Source organism: Rhodosalinus sediminis (assembly GCF_003385555.1).
GTDB lineage: Bacteria > Pseudomonadota > Alphaproteobacteria > Rhodobacterales > Rhodobacteraceae > Rhodosalinus > Rhodosalinus sediminis.
This window is the reverse complement of the sequence record NZ_QOHR01000005.1, coordinates 166,462-187,677: the sequence shown is the minus strand read 5'-3', so window position 1 is coordinate 187,677 and position 21,216 is coordinate 166,462. Positions and strand designations below refer to the sequence as shown.

At 69.8% G+C, this 21,216-nt stretch carries 23 protein-coding genes; 10 read left to right on the top strand and 13 right to left on the bottom strand.

Going from position 1 to position 21,216, the window contains the following annotated elements:
- The first annotated feature begins 268 nt into the window (after positions 1-268).
- The 10 genes from bchL to hemA are packed head-to-tail and all read left to right on the top strand — an operon-like array spanning position 269 to position 8,631.
- Positions 269-1,087 carry a ferredoxin:protochlorophyllide reductase (ATP-dependent) iron-sulfur ATP-binding protein gene (gene bchL, locus DRV84_RS06660; protein WP_239995009.1) on the top strand — a complete coding sequence of 273 codons (819 nt, stop codon included), beginning with the start codon at positions 269-271 and terminating at the stop codon, positions 1,085-1,087.
- Entirely contained in the window at positions 1,087-1,767 is a 681-nt protein-coding gene (gene bchM / locus DRV84_RS06655; protein WP_115979100.1) for a magnesium protoporphyrin IX methyltransferase, read from the top strand. The genes bchL and bchM overlap by 1 nt, the downstream gene beginning before the upstream one ends.
- Positions 1,764-3,206 carry a PucC family protein gene (locus DRV84_RS06650; RefSeq protein WP_115979099.1) on the top strand — a complete coding sequence of 481 codons (1,443 nt, stop codon included), beginning with the start codon at positions 1,764-1,766 and terminating at the stop codon, positions 3,204-3,206. The genes bchM and DRV84_RS06650 overlap by 4 nt, the downstream gene beginning before the upstream one ends.
- A 30-nt stretch (positions 3,207-3,236) precedes the next feature.
- Positions 3,237-4,007: a photosynthetic reaction center subunit H gene (gene puhA / locus DRV84_RS06645; RefSeq protein ID WP_115979098.1), complete on the top strand. Its 771-nt coding sequence runs from the start codon at positions 3,237-3,239 to the stop codon at positions 4,005-4,007.
- 19 nt (positions 4,008-4,026) lie between these two features.
- Positions 4,027-4,662, top strand: a complete 636-nt coding sequence (puhB, locus tag DRV84_RS06640; protein WP_115979097.1) for a photosynthetic complex putative assembly protein PuhB — start codon at positions 4,027-4,029, stop codon at positions 4,660-4,662.
- Positions 4,663-4,691: 29 nt separating this feature from the next.
- The gene (gene puhC, locus DRV84_RS06635; RefSeq protein ID WP_115979096.1) at positions 4,692-5,159 is read left to right on the top strand and encodes a photosynthetic complex assembly protein PuhC; all 468 of its coding nucleotides are present in this window, start codon (positions 4,692-4,694) and stop codon (positions 5,157-5,159) included.
- Between the two features lie 17 nt (positions 5,160-5,176).
- Complete coding sequence (locus DRV84_RS06630) at positions 5,177-5,473, top strand: hypothetical protein (RefSeq protein WP_115979095.1); 297 nt, start codon at positions 5,177-5,179, stop codon at positions 5,471-5,473.
- Between the two features lie 17 nt (positions 5,474-5,490).
- Positions 5,491-6,606, top strand: coding sequence for a magnesium-protoporphyrin IX monomethyl ester (oxidative) cyclase (gene acsF / locus DRV84_RS06625; RefSeq protein ID WP_115979134.1), 1,116 nt, complete (start codon positions 5,491-5,493; stop codon positions 6,604-6,606).
- Positions 6,606-7,427, top strand: coding sequence for a putative photosynthetic complex assembly protein PuhE (puhE, locus tag DRV84_RS06620; protein WP_115979094.1), 822 nt, complete (start codon positions 6,606-6,608; stop codon positions 7,425-7,427). Before acsF ends, puhE begins: the two co-directional genes overlap by 1 nt.
- The gene (gene hemA / locus DRV84_RS06615) at positions 7,417-8,631 is read left to right on the top strand and encodes a 5-aminolevulinate synthase (RefSeq protein ID WP_115979093.1); all 1,215 of its coding nucleotides are present in this window, start codon (positions 7,417-7,419) and stop codon (positions 8,629-8,631) included. Before puhE ends, hemA begins: the two co-directional genes overlap by 11 nt.
- Before the next feature lie 209 nt (positions 8,632-8,840).
- Here hemA and dxs read toward each other — a convergent pair whose 3' ends face one another.
- From dxs to DRV84_RS06555, 13 genes are all read right to left on the bottom strand, one after another.
- Positions 8,841-10,766 (bottom strand): 1-deoxy-D-xylulose-5-phosphate synthase, encoded by a 1,926-nt coding sequence (dxs, locus tag DRV84_RS06610; protein WP_115979092.1) that lies wholly within the window; start codon positions 10,764-10,766, stop codon positions 8,841-8,843.
- Between the two features lie 193 nt (positions 10,767-10,959).
- Positions 10,960-12,075, bottom strand: coding sequence for a photosynthetic reaction center cytochrome PufC (pufC, locus tag DRV84_RS06605; RefSeq protein WP_115979091.1), 1,116 nt, complete (start codon positions 12,073-12,075; stop codon positions 10,960-10,962).
- 1 nt (position 12,076) lies between these two features.
- A complete protein-coding gene (gene pufM / locus DRV84_RS06600) occupies positions 12,077-13,063 on the bottom strand; it encodes a photosynthetic reaction center subunit M (RefSeq protein WP_115979090.1) in 987 nt (328 codons plus the stop codon).
- 3 nt (positions 13,064-13,066) lie between these two features.
- On the bottom strand, positions 13,067-13,906 hold the full coding sequence (gene pufL, locus DRV84_RS06595) for a photosynthetic reaction center subunit L (RefSeq protein WP_115979089.1): 840 nt from the start codon (positions 13,904-13,906) through the stop codon (positions 13,067-13,069).
- A gap of 115 nt (positions 13,907-14,021) precedes the next feature.
- Positions 14,022-14,192 (bottom strand): light-harvesting antenna LH1, alpha subunit, encoded by a 171-nt coding sequence (pufA, locus tag DRV84_RS06590; RefSeq protein WP_115979088.1) that lies wholly within the window; start codon positions 14,190-14,192, stop codon positions 14,022-14,024.
- A 15-nt stretch (positions 14,193-14,207) separates the two neighbouring features.
- Positions 14,208-14,357 (bottom strand): light-harvesting antenna LH1, beta subunit, encoded by a 150-nt coding sequence (gene pufB, locus DRV84_RS06585; protein WP_115979087.1) that lies wholly within the window; start codon positions 14,355-14,357, stop codon positions 14,208-14,210.
- A gap of 129 nt (positions 14,358-14,486) precedes the next feature.
- A complete protein-coding gene (gene pufQ, locus DRV84_RS06580; RefSeq protein WP_115979086.1) occupies positions 14,487-14,711 on the bottom strand; it encodes a cytochrome PufQ in 225 nt (74 codons plus the stop codon).
- A gap of 4 nt (positions 14,712-14,715) precedes the next feature.
- Complete coding sequence (gene bchZ, locus DRV84_RS06575; protein WP_115979085.1) at positions 14,716-16,188, bottom strand: chlorophyllide a reductase subunit Z; 1,473 nt, start codon at positions 16,186-16,188, stop codon at positions 14,716-14,718.
- Between the two features lie 109 nt (positions 16,189-16,297).
- Positions 16,298-17,881, bottom strand: a complete 1,584-nt coding sequence (gene bchY / locus DRV84_RS06570) for a chlorophyllide a reductase subunit Y (protein ID WP_115979084.1) — start codon at positions 17,879-17,881, stop codon at positions 16,298-16,300.
- Positions 17,878-18,015: a hypothetical protein gene (locus DRV84_RS15575; protein WP_158547760.1), complete on the bottom strand. Its 138-nt coding sequence runs from the start codon at positions 18,013-18,015 to the stop codon at positions 17,878-17,880. Before DRV84_RS15575 ends, bchY begins: the two co-directional genes overlap by 4 nt.
- Positions 18,002-19,006, bottom strand: coding sequence for a chlorophyllide a reductase iron protein subunit X (locus tag DRV84_RS06565; RefSeq protein WP_115979083.1), 1,005 nt, complete (start codon positions 19,004-19,006; stop codon positions 18,002-18,004). The genes DRV84_RS15575 and DRV84_RS06565 overlap by 14 nt, the downstream gene beginning before the upstream one ends.
- Positions 19,003-19,944, bottom strand: coding sequence for a chlorophyll synthesis pathway protein BchC (gene bchC, locus DRV84_RS06560; RefSeq protein ID WP_115979082.1), 942 nt, complete (start codon positions 19,942-19,944; stop codon positions 19,003-19,005). The genes DRV84_RS06565 and bchC overlap by 4 nt, the downstream gene beginning before the upstream one ends.
- A 114-nt stretch (positions 19,945-20,058) precedes the next feature.
- A complete protein-coding gene (locus DRV84_RS06555; protein ID WP_115979081.1) occupies positions 20,059-21,216 on the bottom strand; it encodes a methyltransferase in 1,158 nt (385 codons plus the stop codon).

Genomic DNA, 21,216 nt, shown 5'->3' with positions numbered 1-21,216 from the left:
GGGCGCTGCCCCCCTCGGCCCTCGCGGGCCTCACCCCCCGGGATATTTCCGCCAAGAAGAAGGACCCGAGCGGCGCGGGACGGGAACGCGCCGCCGCAGACGTGAAAGGGAGACGCGCATGAGTCCGCTCGACAGCAAGCTGCCGCCGGCCGCGAAGGCCAACGCCCGCGAACGGGACGGGCTGAAGAAACGCGGCCTCGGCGCGCCGCCCGCGATCAAGAAGGGCGAGGACGGCGAGGGCTCGCTCCAGGTGCACCAGGACCCCTCGATGAAGATCGAGGGGGCGAAGGTCTTTTCGGTCTACGGCAAGGGGGGCATCGGCAAATCGACGACCTCGTCGAACCTGTCGGTGGCCTTCGCGAGCCTCGGCAAGCGGGTGCTGCAGATCGGCTGCGACCCGAAGCACGATTCGACCTTCACGCTGACGGGGCATCTGCAGCCGACGGTGATCGACATCCTCAAGGAGGTCGATTTCCACGCCGAGGAGCTGCGCCCCGAGGACTTCGTGACCGAGGGCTTCAACGGCGTGCAATGCGTCGAGGCCGGTGGGCCGCCGGCGGGCACGGGCTGCGGCGGCTACGTCGTGGGGCAGACGGTGAAACTCCTGAAGCAGCATCACCTGCTCGAGGACACGGACGTGGTGATCTTCGACGTGCTCGGCGACGTGGTCTGCGGCGGTTTCGCCGCGCCGCTCCAGCACGCGGACCGGGCGATGATCGTCACCGCGAACGACTTCGACTCGATCTACGCGATGAACCGGATCATCGCCGCCGTCCGCGCCAAGGCGAACAACTACAAGGTGCGCCTCGCGGGCTGCGTCGCCAACCGCTCGAAGGACACCGACGAGGTGGACCGCTACTGCGACGCGGTGGGCTTCCAGCGCATCGCGCACATGCCCGACTTCGACGCGATCCGGCGCTCGCGGCTCAAGAAGAAGACGCTCTTCGAGATGCCCGACGAGGAGGACATCGTCATGGCGCGCAAGGAATACGTGCGCCTCGCCGAGACGCTCTGGAACGGGACCGAGGCGCTCGCGCCCGACCCGATGGAGGACCGCGACATCTTCGAGCTGCTGGGCTTCGACTGATGAGCTACGAGAGCACCCTCTCCCGCGTCGAGACCTATTTCGACAAGACCGCGACCCGCACCTGGGAGCGGCTGACCTCGGACGCGCCCGTCTCGAAGATCCGCGAGACGGTGCGCCGGGGGCGGGAGGCGATGCGCGCGCAGATCCTCGGCCGGCTGGGCGAGGACCTGAGCGGCATGCGGGTGCTCGACGCGGGCTGCGGGGCGGGACCGATGACGGCCGAGCTCGCCCTGCGCGGCGCGGAGGTCGTGGCGGTGGACATCTCGCCCAGCCTCGTGAAGATCGCCGAGGCGCGGCTGCCCGAGGGCTGCCGGGGCCGCGTGACCTTCGCCGCGGGCGACATGCTCGATCCCGCGCGCGGGCGCTTCGACCACGTCGTGGCGATGGACAGCCTGATCTACTACCGCCTGCCGGATCTCGCCCGCGCGCTCGACGGGCTGGCGCGGCGCACCGAGGGGCGGGTCGTCTTCACCGTCGCGCCGCGCACGCCGCTCCTGATGGCGATGTGGCAGGCGGGTCGGCTCTTCCCGCGCTCGGACCGCTCGCCCACCATGGTGCCGCATGCGCCCGAGCGCCTCGCCCGCGCGCTCCGCGAGGCGGGCGCGCCGGGGCGGCTCCGCGTGCTCGAGCGGGTCGCGGAAGGCTTCTACATCTCGCAGGCGCTGGAGGTGTCGCGATGAGTCTCTGGCGTCTCCGTCCGCTCGCGCGGTTCACCACGCAGATCCTGCCCTTCGCGGACGCCGCGAGCGAGGGTCTGCCGCTGAGCCAGCTTCTGCGGCTGTCGCTCTTTCAGGTCTCGGTCGGCATGGCGATGGTCATGCTGCTCGGCACGCTGAACCGCGTGATGATCGTGGAGCTTTCGGTGCCCGCGCTGATCGTGGCGGCGATGATCGCGCTGCCGGTGCTGGTCGCGCCCTTCCGGGCGCTGCTGGGCTTCCGCTCGGACACGCACAAGAGCGCGCTCGGCTGGCGGCGGGTGCCCTACCTGTGGTTCGGCTCGCTCTGGCAGATGGGCGGGCTCGCCGTGATGCCCTTCGCGATCCTCGTGCTGGGCGGGCAGCAGGCGGTCGGGCCCTGGTGGGCCGGCGAGGCGCTCGCCGCGGTGGCCTTCCTTATGGCCGGGCTCGGGATGCACATGACGCAGACCGCGGGCCTCGCGCTCGCCGCGGACCGCGCGACGGAGGAGACCCGCCCGCGCGTCGTCGCGCTGCTCTACGTGATGTACCTGATCGGCATGGGCGGCTCGGCGATCGTCGTCGGCTGGCTGCTGCGGGATTTCGCGCCCTTCACGCTGGTACGCGTGGTGCAGGGCGTGGCGCTCGCCGGTATCCTGCTGAACCTCGTCGCGCTCTGGAAGCAGGAGAAGATCCGCCCGATGTCGCGCGAGGAGCGCGCGGCGCCGCGCCCGCGCTTCCGCGACGCCTGGTCCGATCTGGCCGCGGGCGGCACGGCGGGGCGGCTGCTGGCCGTGGTGTTCCTCGGGACCATGGCCTTCAACATGCAGGACGTGCTGCTGGAGCCCTACGGCGGCGAGATCCTCGGGCTGTCGGTCTCGGCGACGACGCTGCTGACCGCGACCTGGGCCGGCGGCGCGCTCCTGTCCTTCGCGCTGGCCGCGCGGCTTCTGGCGCGCGGCTCGAACGCCTACCGCATGGCGGCGATGGGCGTGCTGATCGGGGTCGCCGCCTTTTCCACGGTGATCTTCGCGGCGCCGATGGGCTCCGGCGCGGTCTTCTTCCTCGGCGCGGCGCTGATCGGCTTCGGCGGCGGGCTCTTCGCGGTCGCCACACTGACCGCGGCGATGACCATGCCGGCCGAGGGCGCGGCGGGCCGGGGCCTCGCGCTCGGCGCGTGGGGCGCGGCGCAGGCCACCGCCGCGGGCCTCGCCATCGCGCTCGGCGGCGGGCTGCGCGACCTCGTCAACCATGCCGCGCTGTCGGGCCGCCTCGGCGAGGCGCTGAACGACCCGGCGACCGGATATTCCTTCGTCTACCACCTGGAGATCGGGCTTCTCTTCGTCACTCTCGTGGCGATCGGCCCGCTCGTGAAGCATGCCGCCGGCCCCGCGCGGCGCGACCCGGAGCAGCATCGCTTCGGCCTCGCGGAGATGCCGACATGACCGCCGTCCGTCTCTCGAAAGGAAAGACCAATGACTGAGACCTTCTTCGGACAATTCGATCTTGCCAGCCTCTCGCTCTGGCTCTTCTACCTCTTCTTCGCGGGGCTGGTCGTCTACCTCCAGCGCGAGAACATGCGCGAGGGCTATCCGCTCGAGGACGAGCAGGGCAATCCGGCGCCCACGCCGAGCGTCTTCCCCCTGCCCGAGGACAAGACCTTCAAGCTCGCGCACGGCCGCGGCGAGGTTTCCTATCCCTCGCAGCAGGTGCAGGAGCGCGAGGACCTCGCGATGGAGCAGACGCAGCCGGTGCGCGGCTATCCCTTCGTGCCGACGGGCGATCCGCTGGTCGACGGCATCGGCCCCGCGGCCTGGGTGAACCGCCGCGACGTGCCCGAGCTTGACGGCCACGGCCACCCGAAGATCGTGCCGATGGCGGCGACCGAGAACTTCCACGTCGCCGCGGGCCGCGATCCGCGCGGTCTGCCGGTGATGTCGGGCGACAAGGTCGTGGTCGGCACGGTGACCGACATGTGGATCGACGAGCCCGAGCAGCTCGTGCGCTTCATCGAATATCAGCTCGACCCCGAGTGGGGCGAGGGCAAGCGCCTCGTGCCGATGACGCTGGCGGTGATCAAGCGCGACCACGTCAAGATCCGCACGATCTACGCCAAGCACTTCGCCAACGTGCCGGTGCACGCCTCGCCGCGGCAGGTGACCCTGCTCGAGGAGGACAAGATCGCCGCCTACTACGCCGGCGGCGTGATCTACGCCGACGAGGAGCGGCTCGAGCCGCAACTCTGACCGGAAAGGACCCGACGCCATGTCGCACGACGATTTCGCATTCGAACCCGTCAAGGGCCTGCCCGAGACGCCGCCCGAGGGCGAGCGCATCCTCTGGCAGGGCCGCCCCGACGCCTGGGCGCTCGCCCTCGAGTCGATGAACCTGAAGTGGGTGATGGGCTATTTCGTCCTGCTCGCGGCATGGCGTCTGGTCGCCGCCATCGACCTGATGCCGTTCGCGCAGGCGGTGGCGATCTCGACGCCCTTCATCGTCATGGGGCTGATCGTCTGCGCCCTGCTCGCCATCGTCGCATGGGTGCAGGCGCGGGCGACGGTCTACACGATCACCAACCGCCGGGTGGCGATGCGCGTGGGCGCGGCGCTCACCGTGACGCTCAACCTGCCCTACACGCAGATCGCCAACGCCAACCTCGACCTGCGCCGGCGCGGCACGGGCACGATCGCGCTGGAGCTGATGGGCGAGACGCGGTTCAGCTACCTGGTGCTCTGGCCGCACGTCCGGCCGTGGCACCTGCGCAATCCCGAGCCGGCGCTGCGCTGCATCCCCGACGCCGAGCGCGTCGCGGGGATCCTCGCAGAGGCCGCCGAGACCCGCGTGGCCGAGCCGCAGGTGGCCCGCGCCGACGCGCCGGTTGCCGGCGTGGCCGCCGAATGACACCGTAAGCCAGGGGAGGAGACAGAAAGATGTCGCAGACCGCCCGCCCGCCGCGCACCTACACGCCGGAACACCGGATCGTTCCCGTCGTGCTGGTGCGCGCGATGTTCGGGCTCGTCATGGCCGTCCTCGTGATCGTCTCGATCGCGGTCTGGACGGGCCGTCCCGTCACCTCGACCCCGCCCGAGAGCCCGGTGACGCATGCCCGCATGCTCCACCTCGAGGGCGACATGTCCGGCGCCGCCACGGTGCGCGCCGCCGACGGGACCATCATCGCCGACCTGTCGCCCGAGGAGGGCGGCTTCGTGTCCGGCGTCTACCGTGTGCTCCACCGCGAGCGCACCAAGCACGGCGTGGCCCTCGACGGCCCCGTCGAACTGCGGCGCCACGAGAACGGGCGCTTTTCCGTCCACGATCCCTCCACCGGGTGGGGAGCAGACCTGATGGGGTTCGGTCGGGACAACGCGGAAGCCTTCGCCAAGCTTCTGCTGAAGTGACGAAAGGGAACCGAGACATGGGACTTCTGACGCGAGAGATCGAACACGCGCCCTGCACGGTGGAGGTGAGCCACAGGTTCGAAAGCCTCCACGCGCATGTGCGCTTCAACAACGGGGCGGTCGTCCACCCCGGCGACGAGGTGAAGGTGAAGGGCCCCGAGATCATGGCCCCCTTCGGCGAGATCGTGACCGAGGACCGCGAGGCGATCATCGTCCGCGCCTCCGGTCTCGAACGGCTCTGGACGCGCCTGACGGGCGACGTCGAGGTGATGGAGCTCTGCGAATTCTCGTTCTCCGAGGAGGTGGACCTATGAACGCCCCCACACGCCAGATGCCCAAGCACTCCGCCGACGCGACCACCGCCGAGGAAGGCATCGCGATCCAGGAGGAGCAGGCGAAGTTCGACAGCAAGTCGGCCACCGACACGGCGATGCAGAACACCCTGCTGACGCCGCGCTTCTACACCACCGACTTCGACGAGCTCGACGCCATCGACGTCAGCCCGGTGCGCGAGGACTGGGACCGGCTCATCGCGCAGATGGAGGCGGACCCGAACAAGGGCCACTTCAAGAAGGACGAGTCCTGGGACCACGTCGACTGGGAGGGGATGGACCCCAAGCTGAAAAAGGAATTCATCGACTTCCTCATCAGCTCCTGCACCGCCGAGTTCTCGGGCTGCGTCCTCTACAAGGAGATGAAGCGGCGCGGCCACAACAAGGACATCACGCAGCTCTTCCAGCTCATGGCGCGGGACGAGGCGCGGCACGCCGGCTTCATCAACGACGCCCTGCGCGAGGCGGGCGTGGCCGTGAACCTCGGGTTCCTGACGCAGAAGAAGAAGTACACCTTCTTCCGGCCGAAGTTCATCTACTACGCCACCTATCTCTCGGAGAAGATCGGCTACGCGCGCTACATCACGATCTACCGCCACTTCGAGAAGCATCCGGAGCACCGCTTCCACCCGATCTTCAAGTGGTTCCGCGAGTGGTGCAACGACGAGTTCAGCCACGGCGAGGCCTTCGCCCTCCTGATGAAGACCGACCCGAAGCTGACGAGCGGCGTCAACGTGCTCTGGATCAAGTTCTTCCTGACGGCGGTCTTCGCGACGATGTACGTCCGTGACCACCAGCGCCCGGCCTTCCACAATGCGATCGGGGTGGACCCCGACTGGTACGCGCGGGAGGTCTTCACCAAGACGAGCGAGCTCTCAAAGCAGATCTTCCCGATCACGCTCGACATCGACAACCCGCGCTGGCAGCGCAACCTCGAGCGGCTGCACCGGGCGAACGTCGGCATCGCCGAGGGCAAGAAACAGGGCGGCGTCGGCGGCAAGCTCAAGCAGTGGACGAACAGCGCGCGCGCCGCGATGACCTTCGCGGCGCTCTACACGATCCCGGCGAAGACGCATCAGGTGCCCGACAGCCCGCGCCTGGAGCCCGTCTACTGATGGCCGCCTCGGGCTGGATCGCGGCGCTCGTCGCGCTCTTCGCCTGGTGGTTCTCCACCGGGGCGATCCTCGCCCTCGTCCGCTTCGCCGACCGGCGCGGGCCGCGGGCCAACACCGCGGCCGTGCTTTGGACCCTGCCGCTGCTGGCGGCGGGGCTCTGGGGCTACCACGCCACCCTCGACGGCACCGGCACGGCGGCGGTCTACGGCGCCTTCCTCTCGGCGCTCGCGGTCTGGGGCTGGGTCGAGCTCGCCTTCCTGACCGGGCGGATCACCGGGCCGGCGGCCCGCCCCTGCCCGCCGGGCGTCGGCGAGGGCGAGCGCTTCCTGCGCGCCTGGGGCACCGTCGCCTATCACGAGATGCTGCTCGCCGCGCTCCTGATCGCCATGGCGCTCACCGGCTGGGGGGCGGAGAACCTCTTCGGGCTCTGGACCTTCGCGGTGCTCTTCGGCGCGCGCATCTCGGCCAAGCTCAATCTCTTCTACGGGGTGCCCAAGATCAATCTGGAGTTCATCCCCGACGCGCTCGCGCATCTGCCGAGCCATTTCCGCACCGGCCGGCTCAACCGGCTCTTCCCGCTCTCGGTCTCGGCGCTGACCGCCGCCACCGCCTGCTGGGTCGAGCGGCTGATCTCCGCCGACACCGCCTCGGCCACGGTGGGCTTTTCGCTGCTGGCCGCCCTCACCGCGCTCGCGCTGCTGGAGCACTGGCTCATGGTGATCCCGTGGCAGGACGCGAAACTCTGGCGCTGGATGCTCCCCGAGCGTCGCCGTGCGCCCAAGACAACGACTTACGGACCGGAGGACGCTCATGGACTTTGAAGCGCTGTTCGAGACCCAGCTCGACGCCCTGAGGCAAGAGGGCAACTATCGCCGCTTCGCCAATCTCGAGCGGCAGTGCGGGCGCTTTCCCCGCGCGCGCAACCACGACGACGACGCCCCGGCCGAGGTCACGGTCTGGTGCTCGAACGACTACCTCGGCATGGGCCAGCACCCGGTGGTCACCGAGCGCATGAAGGAGGTGATCGACAGCTGCGGCGCGGGCGCCGGCGGCACGCGTAACATCTCGGGCACCAACGCGCACCACGTCGCGCTCGAGCGCGAGCTTGCCGACCTGCACGGCAAGGAGGGCGCGCTCCTCTTCACCTCGGGCTACGTCTCGAACTGGGCGGCGCTCTCGACGCTGGGCGGGCGGCTCTCGGACGCGGTGATCCTCTCGGACGAGCTGAACCACGCCAGCATGATCGAGGGCATCCGCCACTCCCGCGCGAAGAAGGTCATCTGGAAGCACAACGACCCCGAGGACCTCGACGCGAAGCTCTCCGCGCTGCCGGCCAACGCGCCGAAGATCGTGGCCTTCGAATCGGTCTACTCGATGGACGGCGACATCTGCCCGATGGAGGAGATCGTCGAGGTCGCCGAGAAACACGGCGCGATGACCTACCTCGACGAGGTGCACGCCGTGGGCCTCTACGGCCCCCGCGGCGGCGGCGTCTCGGAAGAGCGCGGGCTGGCCCACCGCATCACCCTGATCGAAGGGACGCTCGGCAAGGCCTACGGCGTGGTCGGCGGCTACATCACCGGCTCGGCGGCGCTCTGCGACTTCGTGCGGAGCTTCGCCAGCGGGTTCATCTTCACGACCGCCCTGCCCCCCGCGGTGGCGGCCGCCGCGCAGGCCTCGATCGCCTATCTCAAGGAGTCCGACGCCGAGCGGCAGGCGCAGCGGCAGAACGTGGCGCGGCTGCGTGCCGGGCTCGACCGCGCGGGTATCCCGCATCTGCCGAACCCGAGCCACATCATCCCCGTGATGATCAAGGACCCGGTGAAATGCCGGATGATCGCCGACATCCTGATGCGCGACTACGGGATCTACGTGCAGCCGATCAATTATCCGACGGTGCCGAAGGGCACCGAGCGGCTGCGCTTCACCCCCTCGCCCTGGCACACGGACGCGGACATCGACCACCTGATCAACGCGCTCACCGTGCTCTGGAAGCAGTGCGCCATCGCCCACGAGGTCGCCTGAGCCGCGCGCTCATCGGGCCCTGACGGGCCCTCTTCGCACCGCCGCGTCCCCACCCGGGGCGCGGCGGTCGTCGTTCGGGCGAACCCCGTCCGGGCGCGGCGGCCGCCCGACGCAGCGAGGAGCGCCCGCGCGGGCGCGACGAGCCGGCGGCACGCGAAAACGCCCGCCTCCGAGGGAGGCGGGCGCCGATCCGTCGCCTGAGCCGAGGCTCAGCCGGTGACGCTGAAGGGCAGCACCCGGCCCTGACCCTGTCCGGCGATCTCGCGCAGGGTGGCGGCGATGTCGGCGGCGCTCATGCCCGCATCGGCGTACATCTCGGCGGGCGACGCCTGATCGATGTAGCGGTCCGGCAGGCAGATGTTGCGCACCGCGAGCCCGCGGTCGAAGGCCCCGCGCCGCGCGAGCGCCTGCATCACGAAGGCGCCGAAGCCGCCCGCCGCGCCCTGCTCCAGCGTGACGAGGCCGCGGTGGTGGCGCGCCAGTTGCATCAGCAGCTCCTCGTCGAGCGGCTTGGCGAAGCGCGCGTCGGCCACGGTGACGGAGATCCCCTCGGCCTCCAATGCCTCGGCGGCGGCGAGCGCCTCCGCGAGATGCGCGCCGTAGGAGACGAGGGCGAGGTCGCTGCCCTCGCGCACCACGCGGCCCTTGCCGATCTCGAGCACCTCGCCCCGCTCGGGCATCTCGACGCCCGTGCCGTTGCCGCGCGGATAGCGGAAGGCGATCGGCCCGTCGTCGAACGCGGCCGCGGTGGCGACCATGTGCACGAGCTCCGCCTCGTCGGCCGCGGCCATCAGCGTCATGCCGGGCAGCGCGCCGAGGTAGCCGATGTCGAAGGCGCCCGCGTGCGTCGGCCCGTCCGCGCCGACGAGCCCCGCCCGGTCGATGGCGAAGCGCACGGGCAGGCCCTGAAGCGCCACGTCGTGCACGACCTGGTCGTAGCCGCGCTGCAGGAAGGTCGAATAGATCGCCGCGAAGGGGCGCAGGCCGCTCGCCGCGAGGCCGGCGGCGAAGGTCACCGCGTGCTGCTCGGCGATGCCGGCGTCGAAGACGCGGTTGGGGAAGCGTTTCGCCATCCGGTCCACGCCGGTGCCCGAGGGCATGGCGGCGGTGATCGCGACCACCTTGGGATCGCGGGCCGCGGCCTCGGTCAGCGCGTCGCCGAAGACGGCGGTGTAGGCCGGCGCGGCGGGCTTCGACTTGGCCTGCGCGCCGGTGGCCACGTCGAACTTCGCGACGCCGTGATACTTGTCGGCCGAGCTCTCGGCGGGGGCATAGCCCTTGCCCTTCACGGTGCAGGCGTGGATGAGCACCGGCCCCGTCGCCCGCGCCCGCGCCGCGCGCAGCACCGGCAGGAGCTGGCTCATGTCGTGGCCGTCGATCGGGCCGATGTACTCGAAGCCGAGCTCCTCGAAGAGCGTGCCCTGCCCGCTCGCCCCGGTGACGAGCTGGCGCGCGCGCTTGGCGCCCTCGCGGACCGGCCCGGGCAGCGCGTCCTCGAACCCCTCGGCGAGCGAGCGCATGCGCGCCAGCGGCTCGTTGGCGTAGAGCCGCGAGAGATACTGCGACATCGCGCCGACCGGCGGCGCGATCGACATCTCGTTGTCGTTCAGGATCACGAAGAGGCGCCGGCCCTCGGCACCCGCGTTGTTGAGCGCCTCGTAGGCCATGCCGGCCGAGATCGCGCCGTCGCCGATCACGGCGATCGCGTCGCCCGTCGGCTGGCCCATGTCGCGGCCCACGGCGAAGCCGAGCGCGGCGGAGATCGAGGTCGAGGAATGCGCGGCGCCGAAGGGGTCGAACTCGCTCTCGGCGCGCTTGGTGAAGCCCGACAGACCGTCCTTCTGGCGCAGGGTGCGGATGCGGTCCCGCCGGCCGGTCAGGATCTTGTGGCCGTAGCACTGATGGCCCACGTCCCAGATCAGCTTGTCCATCGGCGTGTTGAAGACGGCGTGGATCGCCACGGTCAGCTCCACGACGCCGAGCGAGGAACCCAGGTGCCCGCCGGTCTCGGAAACGGTCGAGATCACCTCGGACCGGAGTTCGTCGGCGAGTTGCGAAAGCGCCCGGTCGCTCAGGCCCTTCAGATCGGCGGGGCCGGCGACGCGGTCGAGAAGCGGGGTGTCGGGGCGTGTCATGGGTGTCTCCTCCCTCTGCTCCCCCTCGGGGGATTGGCGCCGCGCCCTTGGGTGAAGCAAGCAGCGGGCGCGGCGCCGGTCCTGTCGCCAACAGGAAGGGAACCGGGGTCAGGGACCCCGACGCCCGGACCGGCGGGGAAGCAGCCGGCCCGAACGCGGCGAGGTCGGGCGGCGCGCGGCCGCCCGGCCAATCTCAGTCGGTCACCGCGGCCTGCTCCGAGGGCTCGGCGTAGACCGGATCCCCGGTCGTGGCGAGCTCGGGCCAGTCGGCGATGACGTTCGTGCCCTGCAGGGGCTGCTGGTAGCCCTGGTGGCAGGTCTTGCAGGCGGCCTTCGGCGCGTCCTGATGGACGGGGCCGAGACGCTTCTCGGGCAGCAGCCCGGCGATCGGGATCAGGTACTGGTTGTTGAGTTCCTGAACCATGTCGATCCCGAGGTTGGCCGTGCTCCACTGCAGCGTGACCTGACCGGAGGCGGCGTAGAACGCCCGGCTGTTGTGGCAGAACAGGCAGTTCGCGCCGAGCGAGTTGCTGAAGTAGTTCATCAGCGAATAGGTCCGCTCGGTGTGCTGGATCAGCGGATCGCCCGGAATCTGGTTGTCCACGCGGCTCTCGAGGTCGTGGACCGTGATCTGCTCGTTCTCCACGAGGTACTTCTGCAGCGCGTCCGACGGCAGCGAGGTGAACTGGCTGACCGGGGTCACCCGGTTCTGGTTCGCCGACCAGCCCGCCATGCTCTCGACGGTGGGGGTCTCCTGGAACCAGATGTTGTCCGGCACCGGCTGCCCGCGGTGGCAGGTGTAGCAGGTGACGCCCACCTCCTTGTTCGCGTTGACGTGGGCCCCCCAGTTCTCGTTGAGGTTCTGGGTCATCGAGACCATCGTGTGGCCGACCGCCGTCTGGTAGGAAGCCGCGTCCTCGAAGAGGTCGGGGATCCCCGTCCATTCGCGCATCGCCGCGAGCAGGCGGTCGTAGTTCTCCACCGTCAGGTCCCCGAGGCCCGGAGGCACGTTTTCACGCGCCTCCGCCGCCGTCGTCTCGCCGCCCTGGGGCGGGATCGGATCCGAGGTCGAGGCGAACCACCCCTCGATCGCCGGGTCCGGGGTCGCGAGCTCGTACTCGAACTCGGGGACCGACATGCCCGTGCCGCGCGGGCCGGTCTGCAGGCTGTCGGTGGCGTAGGGCTGGCCCCAGGTCACCAGGAGCGTCGCCACGACGACCGCGCCCCCGATGCCGCCGAGGAGGACCGCCGGACCGTAGATGTTGGTCGGATTCTCGGCGTTCCACTTGTTGAACCACTTCGGCAGCATGTCAGTTCTCCTGTCCGATGAAGGCCTCGTAGGAACCGTAGGCCTCGTAGCCGTAGGAGCCATCGTAGGCCGGCGCGAAATTGTGCTCCTGCGCCCAGATGAACCAGTTGTCCACGACGGTGCCGGTCAGAAGGATCCCGATGCCGCCCGTGATCGGGGTCAGCACGGCGAACCACCACGCCCAGCGGTGAATGCCCTCCATCGTGGCGTTGAAGCCCATGGTCCAGCGCCAGAAGAGCGCCGCCCGCTCGGAGGCCGTGCCGCGGTCGTAGATCTGCTCCAGCTCCCGGTCGCCGCCGAAGCGCGAGACCGCGAGGATCGTGCCGCCGTGCATCGCGAAAAGGAGCACGGAGCCGTAGAGGAACACGATCGAGAGCGCGTGGAACGGGTTGTAGTAGAGGTTGCCGTAGCGGATCGAGAAGGCGGTGGTCCAGTCGAGGTGCGGGAAGATGCCGTAGGGCACCGCCTCGGACCACGACCCCATCAGGACCGGCCGGAAGAGACCCAGCACGAGGAAGAGCCAGATCGCCGAGCCGAAGGCCCAGAAGATGTGCTTACCCATCTTGTGTTCCTGGGCCAGCTGATAGGACCGGAGCCACCAGAGCATCACCGAGACCAGCAGGAAGAACGAGGCGATGAGATACCAGCCGCCGTCGTTCAGCGGCGGAAAGCTCAGCCCGTATTCCGGCCCCGGCGGCTCGAGCGCCAGCCAGAAGAGCTGACGGATGAACTCGGGGATCGACCAGCCCACCTGCGCGAGCATGTTCATCCCGATGATCACGAACCAGATCAGGCCCGAGGCGATGCTGACCACGCCGGTGATGCCGAGGTGATAGGGCCCGAGCTGCGCGTTGCCGAACCAGCCGAGGAGCTTGGAGAAGCCGAAGGGCTTCGTCCGCTCTGCGGCGAGGGTGCCGTAGTCGTCGAGCCCCGGCTCGGGCAGACCGCGCACCTGAACCTGCGTGAAGATATTCTGATATTCAGGCATGTCTTACATCCCCACCTGAGACGGCCAGATCGGCAGTTCGAGCCACCAGTTCCACCACTGCGGCCAGCCCTCGGTCCAGACGGGACCGGAGATGATGATGCAGACCGCGGACCAGAAGCCGGCATTGAGCGCCAGCAGAAGGCCCACCCTGTGGATGCCGAGCGTACCCACCGAATAGCCGATGAAATCCCGGAAGAAGCTGTCCTCGTGATCCGGCGTCTTGGCCTCCTCGCCCTTCTCGGGGTTGGCCGCCGAGAGGATCAGGCCGCCGTGCAGCGCGAGCGCGAGCGTGGTGGCGAAGAAGAAGGTCACCGCCAGCATGTGCGCCGGGTTGTAGTGGAAGTGCAGGTAGGCGTAGCCGGTGTTCGACACCCAGTCGAGGTGACTGAAGATGCCGTACGGAAAGCCGTGCCCCCAGGCGCCCATCAGGACCGGGCGGAACACGACGAGGGTGACGTAGGCGAGAATGGCGAAGCCGAAGGCGACGGGCACGTGATAGCCCATGCCGAGCTTGCGGCAGATCTCCACCTCGCGCAGCGCCCATGAGACGAAGGCGCCGATCGCGCAGATCGTGATGATCTGCCAGAGGCCCCCCTCCATGAGCGGCGCCATGCCGAGCCCGTAGCTCAGGTCCGGCGGCGCGATATTGATGAGCCAGGGGTTGAACGTCCCCTGTTCGGCGGCGCCCCAGAGGATGAGGATCGTCCCCAGCGCGGCGAAAAAGATCGTCGTGACGCCGAAGAACCCCACGTAGAAGGGGCCGACCCAGAAATCGAACAGATCGCCGCCGATCAGCGTCCCTCCGCGGACGCGGTACTTTCTCTCGAAACTGAGCAAAGCCATTCTTGTACTCCGCGTTTGGCGGCCTTCCGGTTGCGACCCTCAGCCGTCAGTGTTTTCTTGTCGGATCGCCGCGGGCGGACGGACCGCCCGCGGCCAATGGCAGTGCGGTGGGTTCTCAGCCGCCGCCGTGGCCGTATTTGGCCGACGCGATCTCGAACCAGTTGAAGCCGTCCGTGCTCAGGAGCACGAGATGGATCATCACCGCGAGCAGGAAGAGGAAGACGCCCTGCGCCACGAACACGCGGCGGGGGTCGAAGATCAGCCAGATCTTGTAGAATTTTGCCATCTTTTCTTCCTCCGATCAGAACCAGGGGAACCAGATGAAGGTCGCGATGTGCGCGACCACCGCAACGGCCACGAACAGCCAAAGGCCGCTCATGTAGACCGAGTGCAGCTCCTGGGCCTGCTCGTCCGTGAGACCTGTGAAGGACAGGTCGTTCTTATCAGCCATGAACTTTCCTCCGGAACGTTATGCTGACGCCGCGAACCCCGCGGCCGGGTTCCTTCGGGGCCCAGGGGCCCCTCCGGTCTGACCTCCCGATCACCGGGAGGGCAGGGCGTGCCTCGGCCCGAGCCTCGCTCAGGCCGAGAAGATCAGGGGCGTGATCCGGTCCGCCTCGGCCCAGGCGCGGGCGAGCGGCCCGTGCATGTTGAGCGTGCGGTCGCGGATCACGTCGCGGGTCCACCGGATCGTCGTGAACGGGATCGCCACGACGAAGATGACCGCGAAATAGATGTGGAATTCGGCGCCGCGGCGGCGGCCCGAACGGGTGCGCGGCGGGGGGTTGGACGTGATGTCTGCCATTTGGTCAGCCCTCCTTGGCGTCGCCTTTCACGGCCGGCGACACGGCCTTCACGGTCTCGAGGACCACACGTTCCGCGCCCGCATCGAGCGCGGCGCGCTCCGCGGCGTCGCGCAGCGTCTTGGCCGCGGAGATCCGGGTGAGTACGGGGTGGGTCGCCACGATCCGGTCGAGCTCCCGCTGGGCGTCCTCGTCCCAGGGGAAATCGCGGCGCAGCCGCGCCGGCGTGGCGTCCGCGGCGTCCATTTCGGAGCCGAGCGGAAGAATGTGGAAGAGCGCGTCGAAGAGCCCGTTGCAGACCTCCTGCAACAGGTAGGTCGCGCCGGCGTAGCCCATCATCGGCGTGCCCGTGGCCCGGCGGATCGCCGCGCCCGGGAAGCTCGCCGGGATGAAGGCCGGCTGCGGCCCGTGCCCCGCCTTGAGCTCGGCGAGATACATCTTCTCGTTGATCGAGCCGAGCACGATCAGCGGCCGCTCCCGCGCCATCAGCGCGCGCACTTCCTCGTTGTTGGTCTTGCGCCCGGCGATGCGCGCCACCGCGAAGGAGCACGGCAGCCCCAGATCGCTCTCGAGGTAGTGGCGGATGCCGCGGGCGTAGGTCTCGTTCGCGACGACCGCGAAGTTCGCGGTGGCGAAGAAATCCTGCGTGACCGAGCGCCAGAGATCCCAGACCGGCTTGATGGTCGAGTGCTTCTCTTTCTCGATGAAGGGCTCGGGGTCGAGACCCAGAAGCTCGCCCAGCTTGCGCAGGAACTTCGTGGTGCTCTCGATGCCGATGGGCGCCTGCAGATACGGCTTGCCCAGAACCTCGGCGAGGCCCCGGCCGAACTCGCGGTACATGACCACGTTCACGTCGGCGTTCACCAGGTCGCGCATCTCGGCCAAGTGACTGCCCAGCGGCATCACCATGTTCACCTCGGCGCCGATCCCCTCGATCAGCCGCCGGATCTCGGCGAGATCGGAGGGCATGTTGAACACGCCGTACATCGGCCCGAGGATGTTGACCCGCGGCTTCGCGCCCTCCTCGCGCTTCTTCTCGGGGGGCATCCGGCCCTTGGTCATGCCGTGTTCGGTGAAGATCCAGGTCATCGCCCGGTCGGCCGATTCCCACTGATCCTCGTCGATGGTGCGCGGCAGGAAGCGCTGGATCGTCGTGCCCTCGGGCGTGACGCCGCCGCCGATCATCTCGGCGATGGAGCCGGTGACGACGACCGACGGCAGCGCCGGGTCCAGCGTCTCCCAGGCGCGCTTCATCGCGCCCTCGGTGCCGTCCTTGCCGAGTTCCTCCTCGGCGAGCCCGGTGACGACGATGGGCAGCTCGTGCGGCGGCAGCCCGTCGGTGTAATGCAGCACCGACGTCACCGGCAGGTTCTCGCAGCCCACGGGCCCGTCGATGACCACCTGAAGGCCCTTCACCGCGGTGAAGGCATAGACCGCGCCCCAGTAGCCGCCGGCCCGATCATGGTCCTGGATCAGCATTTCCCACCTCCATTCTTCTTGGTGGAAATATCCCGGGGGTGCGGGGGCAGCGCCCCCGCGTCGCGCAGGGCGCGCGCGCGCCCTGCGGGCTGATTGCGGACCGCGGCGGTCATATCATCTGCTCCGCCTTGGCGGCGCGGGCCTGCTTCTCGAGCTTCCTGCGGTGGCGTTCCGCGAACTCGGGGTGCAGGTTCGGCGCGCCTTCCCAGATGCCGGCGGTGTCGCCCTCGCCCACGCCGTGGAAGAACTCGGTCATGTGGGCCATGCGGTCCTTGTTCCCCATCGCCGCGCGCATCACCTGCTGCAGCGAACCGGCGCCCGCGGGCCCCATCAGCGGTCGGGCCGAGATGAGGTTCGTGAAGTAGAGCGAGGGGATCGAGAGCTCCTTGGCCTTCTGCACCACCGGCGTCGTGCCGATGGCGAGGTCGGGCTGCACCGCCTCCATCGCAGCGCAGTCGTCCTCGAGGCTCGCGCGGAAGGTGACCTTCGCGCCATGCGCCTCGAGCCAGGCGGCGTCCTCCGCGCTCCAGGGCGTCTTCGGGCAGGCGGTGCCGACGTAGGCGACCTCCGCCCCGCTCTCGACAAGCAGCCGCGCGACCAGAAGCTCGCTGCCCTCGTAGCCCGAGAGCGTGATCCGCCCCTCGAGCCGCGCGCCCTCGAGCGCCTCCTTGATCGACGGCAGCACCGCGTTCTGCGCCTCGGCGATCTTCCCGGCGGAGACGCCGTGCGCCTCGCCGATGGCCTTCAGCCAGGCGGCCGTGCCCTCGTAGCCCACGGGCGCGGAGCCGACGATCGGCCGGCCCGCCGCCTCGAACTCGCGGATCGCGGCGGTGTAGAAGGGATGGATCGCCGCGACCACCGAGCTGTCGAGCGCGGCGTAAAGCTCGCGCCACTCGCGGGCCGGCACCACCGGCCCGGCGGCGAGGCCGAGGGGGTCGAGCATCCGCCCGATCATCATCGGATCGGCCGGGAACATCTCGCCCAGCATCGTCACCGTGGGCCGCGAGCCGCGCCCGCCCTCGGGGGCGGCGACGGGGCCGGCCTCCACCTCGGCGCGGGCGTAGTTGAGCATCGCCCCGGCGAGCACGTCCTTCGCCTCGGCATGGGTCGGCACGCCGAAGCCCGGCACGTCGATGCCCACGATGCGCACGCCGTTGATCTCGTCCGGCAGGAGCCGCAGCGGCACGCCGGAGGCGGTCGGCACGCAGAGGTTGGTGACCACGATCGCGTCGTAGTGGTCCGGGTCGGCCATCTCGTAGACGGCGTCGCGGATGTCCTCGAAGAGCTTGCCGGTCACCAGCGTCTCGGAGCTGAAGGGCACGTAGCCCACCGAGCGCCGCGCGCCGTAGAAGTGGCTCACGAAGGTCAGCCCGTAGACGCAGCAGGCCGAGCCCGAGAGCATCGTTCCCACCCGGCGCATCCGGAGCCCGACGCGCAGGCTGCCAAAGGCGGGGCACATGCTCTGCGGCTTGTCGTGCGGCCCCTGCGGATAGTCGGCCGCGTACTGGTCGAGGATCTCGGACTGGCCGGCCATGCGCGCAGCCGTCTCCATCTCGGCGCCGGAGTGGCAGCCCATGCCGTCCACGCCCGGCTGCGGCTCGGTGGCGGCGGCGCCGGCCTCGCGGGCCGCGCGGCGCTCGCCCTCGATCACCACCGCGTCGGCGGCGGCGTCGTAACGCACTTCGTCGGTCATGCCGCCCTCCCGTCGTCGCCCGGGGACTTGCGGATGTCCTCCATCAGCCGGCGCAGGCGCTCCGGCGGCGCGGTCTCGACCAGCCGCCGGAGCCGCGCGAGGCGAATGGCCTCCTGCGGATCAGACGTCGTCATAGACCACCTCCAGGGATTCCTTCGGCGCGTAGTACTTGCCGCGCATGTCGGCGTCGGTCGCCGGCTCCAGCACGAAGTCCGCGCCGGTGTCCTTGCTGTCGAAGAGATCGAGCAGGGCGTCCTGGCTGAGCGGCGTGGGCCGGAGCGGCGGCGCGCCGGCGACCTCTTCGGCGAGCCCGGCGAACAGCTCGCCCCACTGGCTCTCGGCGGTGCCGACGATCTGGTAGTTCGCGGACTTCTTGCGCAGGTCGTCGTCGGCCGGGATCGCGGCGAGGACCGGGATATCGACCGACTCGGCGAAGGCCTGGGCCTCGCCCGACTGGTCGTCCTTGTTCACCACGAGGCCGGCGACGCCGACGTTGCCGCCGAGCTTGCGGAAATATTCCACCGCCGAGCAGACGTTGTTGGCCACGTAGAGCGACTGCAGGTCGTTCGACGCGACGAGGATGACCTTCTGCGCCATGTCCCGCGCGATCGGCAGGCCGAAGCCGCCGCAGACCACGTCGCCCAGGAAGTCGAGCAGCACGTAGTCGAAATCCCAGTCGTGGAAGCCAAGCTTCTCGAGCTGCTCGAACCCGTGGATGATGCCGCGCCCGCCGCAGCCGCGGCCCACTTCCGGGCCGCCGAGTTCCATCGCGAAGACGCCGCCCCGCTTGAAGCAGACGTCGCCGATCTCGACTTCCTCGCCGGCGAGCTTCTTCTTCGTCGAGGTCTCGATGATCGTCGGGCAGGCCTTGCCCCCGAAAAGGAGCGAGGTGGTGTCCGACTTCGGGTCGCAGCCGATCAGCAGCACGCGCTTGCCCTGCTCGGCCATCATGTGGCTCAGGTTGGCCAGGGTGAACGACTTGCCGATGCCGCCCTTGCCGTAGATCGCGATGATCTGCGTGTGTTTCGTGGGCTCCTCGGCCGGCACCTCGAGCGTCGGCTCTTCGGCCGCTTCGTCTCGAAGACGCTGGTCGAAATCCTTCAGGTTGGGCACTTCGTCCTTCACGCCGCATCCTCCCAGTTGAGAATCATTTTCAGGCAGGACTCGTCCTCGAAGGCGGTCCTGTAGGCGGTCTCGGCCTCCGCGGCAGGGGCCGTGTGCGTGATGAGCCCGGACAGCGAGAGCGCGCCGCTCTCGACCAGCGCCCGGGTCGCGGCGAGATCCTCGCGCGCCCATTCGGCGGCGACGCGCAGGCGCGCCTCCTTCATGAAGGCGGGCGGGAAGGCGAAGGAGAGGCCCTCGGGATAGAACCCGGCGAGCACCACCTCGCCGCCCTTCTCCAGCCGCCCGATCAGGTCGTCGAGGATCGCGGCGTTGCCGGAGGCGTCGTAGATGGAACGATAGTCGCGCTTCGGGTCGTCCTCGGGGCGCAGGACCTCGTAGCCCTCCGCGCCGCCCGAGCGGCCCTCCGAAACTTCCCAGACGGTCGGCGCGGGCGCGCCGGCGGCGATGGTCAGCCGCGCGAGCAGCCGACCCAGGACGCCGTGGCCGACGATCAGGTCGGGCACCCGCTTGTCGAGGCCGGCCATCGCGTGGCGCGCGGTCGCGGCGAGCGCCAGGAGCGCGCCCTCCGCGCCCCAGCCCGCCTCGATCGGCGTGACGCGGTCGGCCTGCGTGACGAGCAGATGCGCCGCGCCCCCGAAGAGGCCGAAGGCCCCGTCGAAGCAGTTCGCGCCGGGGACGAAGACGTGCTGGCCGGGGCGGTAGCCGGTGGCCGGGTCGGCCTCGACGACCTCGCCGGCGGCCTCGTAGCCGGGGACCAGCGGATAGCCCATGCCCGGAAACGGCGGCATCTGCCCGGTGTAGAATAGCTTTTCCGTGCCGGTGGAGATGCCGGAGTGATCGATGCGCACCACCAGATCGCCCTCGCCCGGCGCGACCAGCGGCACGCTGTCGAGGTGCAGATCCTTCGGTCCGTTCAGGAGCACCGCAGGGGTGTGCATCGTCTCTCTCCCTTCACCGGGGCCAGGGCGAGTCGCCCGCCGGCACGGTCGGCGTAAGTGGTGTCAGTTTAACTTTACACATGGGCATGTCAATTAGCAGTGACGTAAAAACTGTCAGCCCTGCACGACAGATTGCAACGGCTTGCGCGCCACGAGGGCGGTGGTGACGTAGGGGCGCAGGCTGTTCTCCCGCTCCGGCGTCTCGAAGCCCGCCTCGCGCAGGAGCGCGGCGATCTCGGCGGCCGAGCGGGTGCGCCCCGTGCGCATCGCCATGCAGTAGAAGGCGAAATAGACGTCGGTCGCCCGATCCGGCCGGGCGCCGCCCGACATCGGCTCCGAGACGATCAGCCGCCCGCCCGGTGGCAGCGCGGCGAAGCACTTGGCCAGCAGGCCGCGCACCGTCGCGTCCTCGTGGTCGTAGAGCACGCGAATCAGGGAAATCGCGTCCGCCCCCTCGGGCAGCGGCGCATCGCGGAAGGAGCCGGGGTGCAGCGTCGCGCGATCCCCGAGCCCCGCCGCGGCCATCTGCTCGCGCGCGGCCTCGACCACCTCGGGCAGGTCCATGAGCATGAGCCCGAGGTCGGGCCGTTTCGCCGCCGCGGCGCGCAGGAAGGCGCCCGTGCCGCCGCCCACGTCCAGAAGCCGCGCGACGCCCTTGAGCGACACCAGCCGCAGCGTGTCCTCGGCGACGAGCGCCTGGCTCTGCGTCATAAGGTCGGAATAGGCGCGCGCCGTCGCGGGGTCGATGCCCTCCCGCGCGCCGAAAACATAGGGCCAGACCCCGGCGAGTTCGGTCTCCGCCTCGCCCCGCAACAGCGCGACCGGATCGCCCATGTCACGGTAGAACGCGCCGTGATGCCGGATCATCGGCAGAAGCCCCGGCACCCCGGTCAGCGCCGCGCCGCGCGCCGTGACCGAGAAGCGCGCGCCGCGGCGGCGCGCCAGCAGGCCCATCGCGGCCCCCGCCTGCAAAAGCGCCTGCATCCGCTCTACGGGAATGTCGTGCGCGCGCCCGAGGGCGGCCGCGTCCTGCGGCCCCTCCAGAAGCGTCTCGATCACGCGCAGCTCGACCAGCGCGGCGAGCGCCTGCGCCTGCACGAAGCCCGCGACGAGATCCATCAGCGCGTCGCCCTCGCGCCGCACCAGCCGCCGGGTCAGGGGAAAGGCCGCCGCCCAGCGCTGAAAGCCGGGCCGCGCGGCGAGCCGCGCGAGCGCGGTCGGAAGATCGCGGCGCCGGGGCCGCTCGGGGCGCGCGCCCGCCACCTCCGCCAT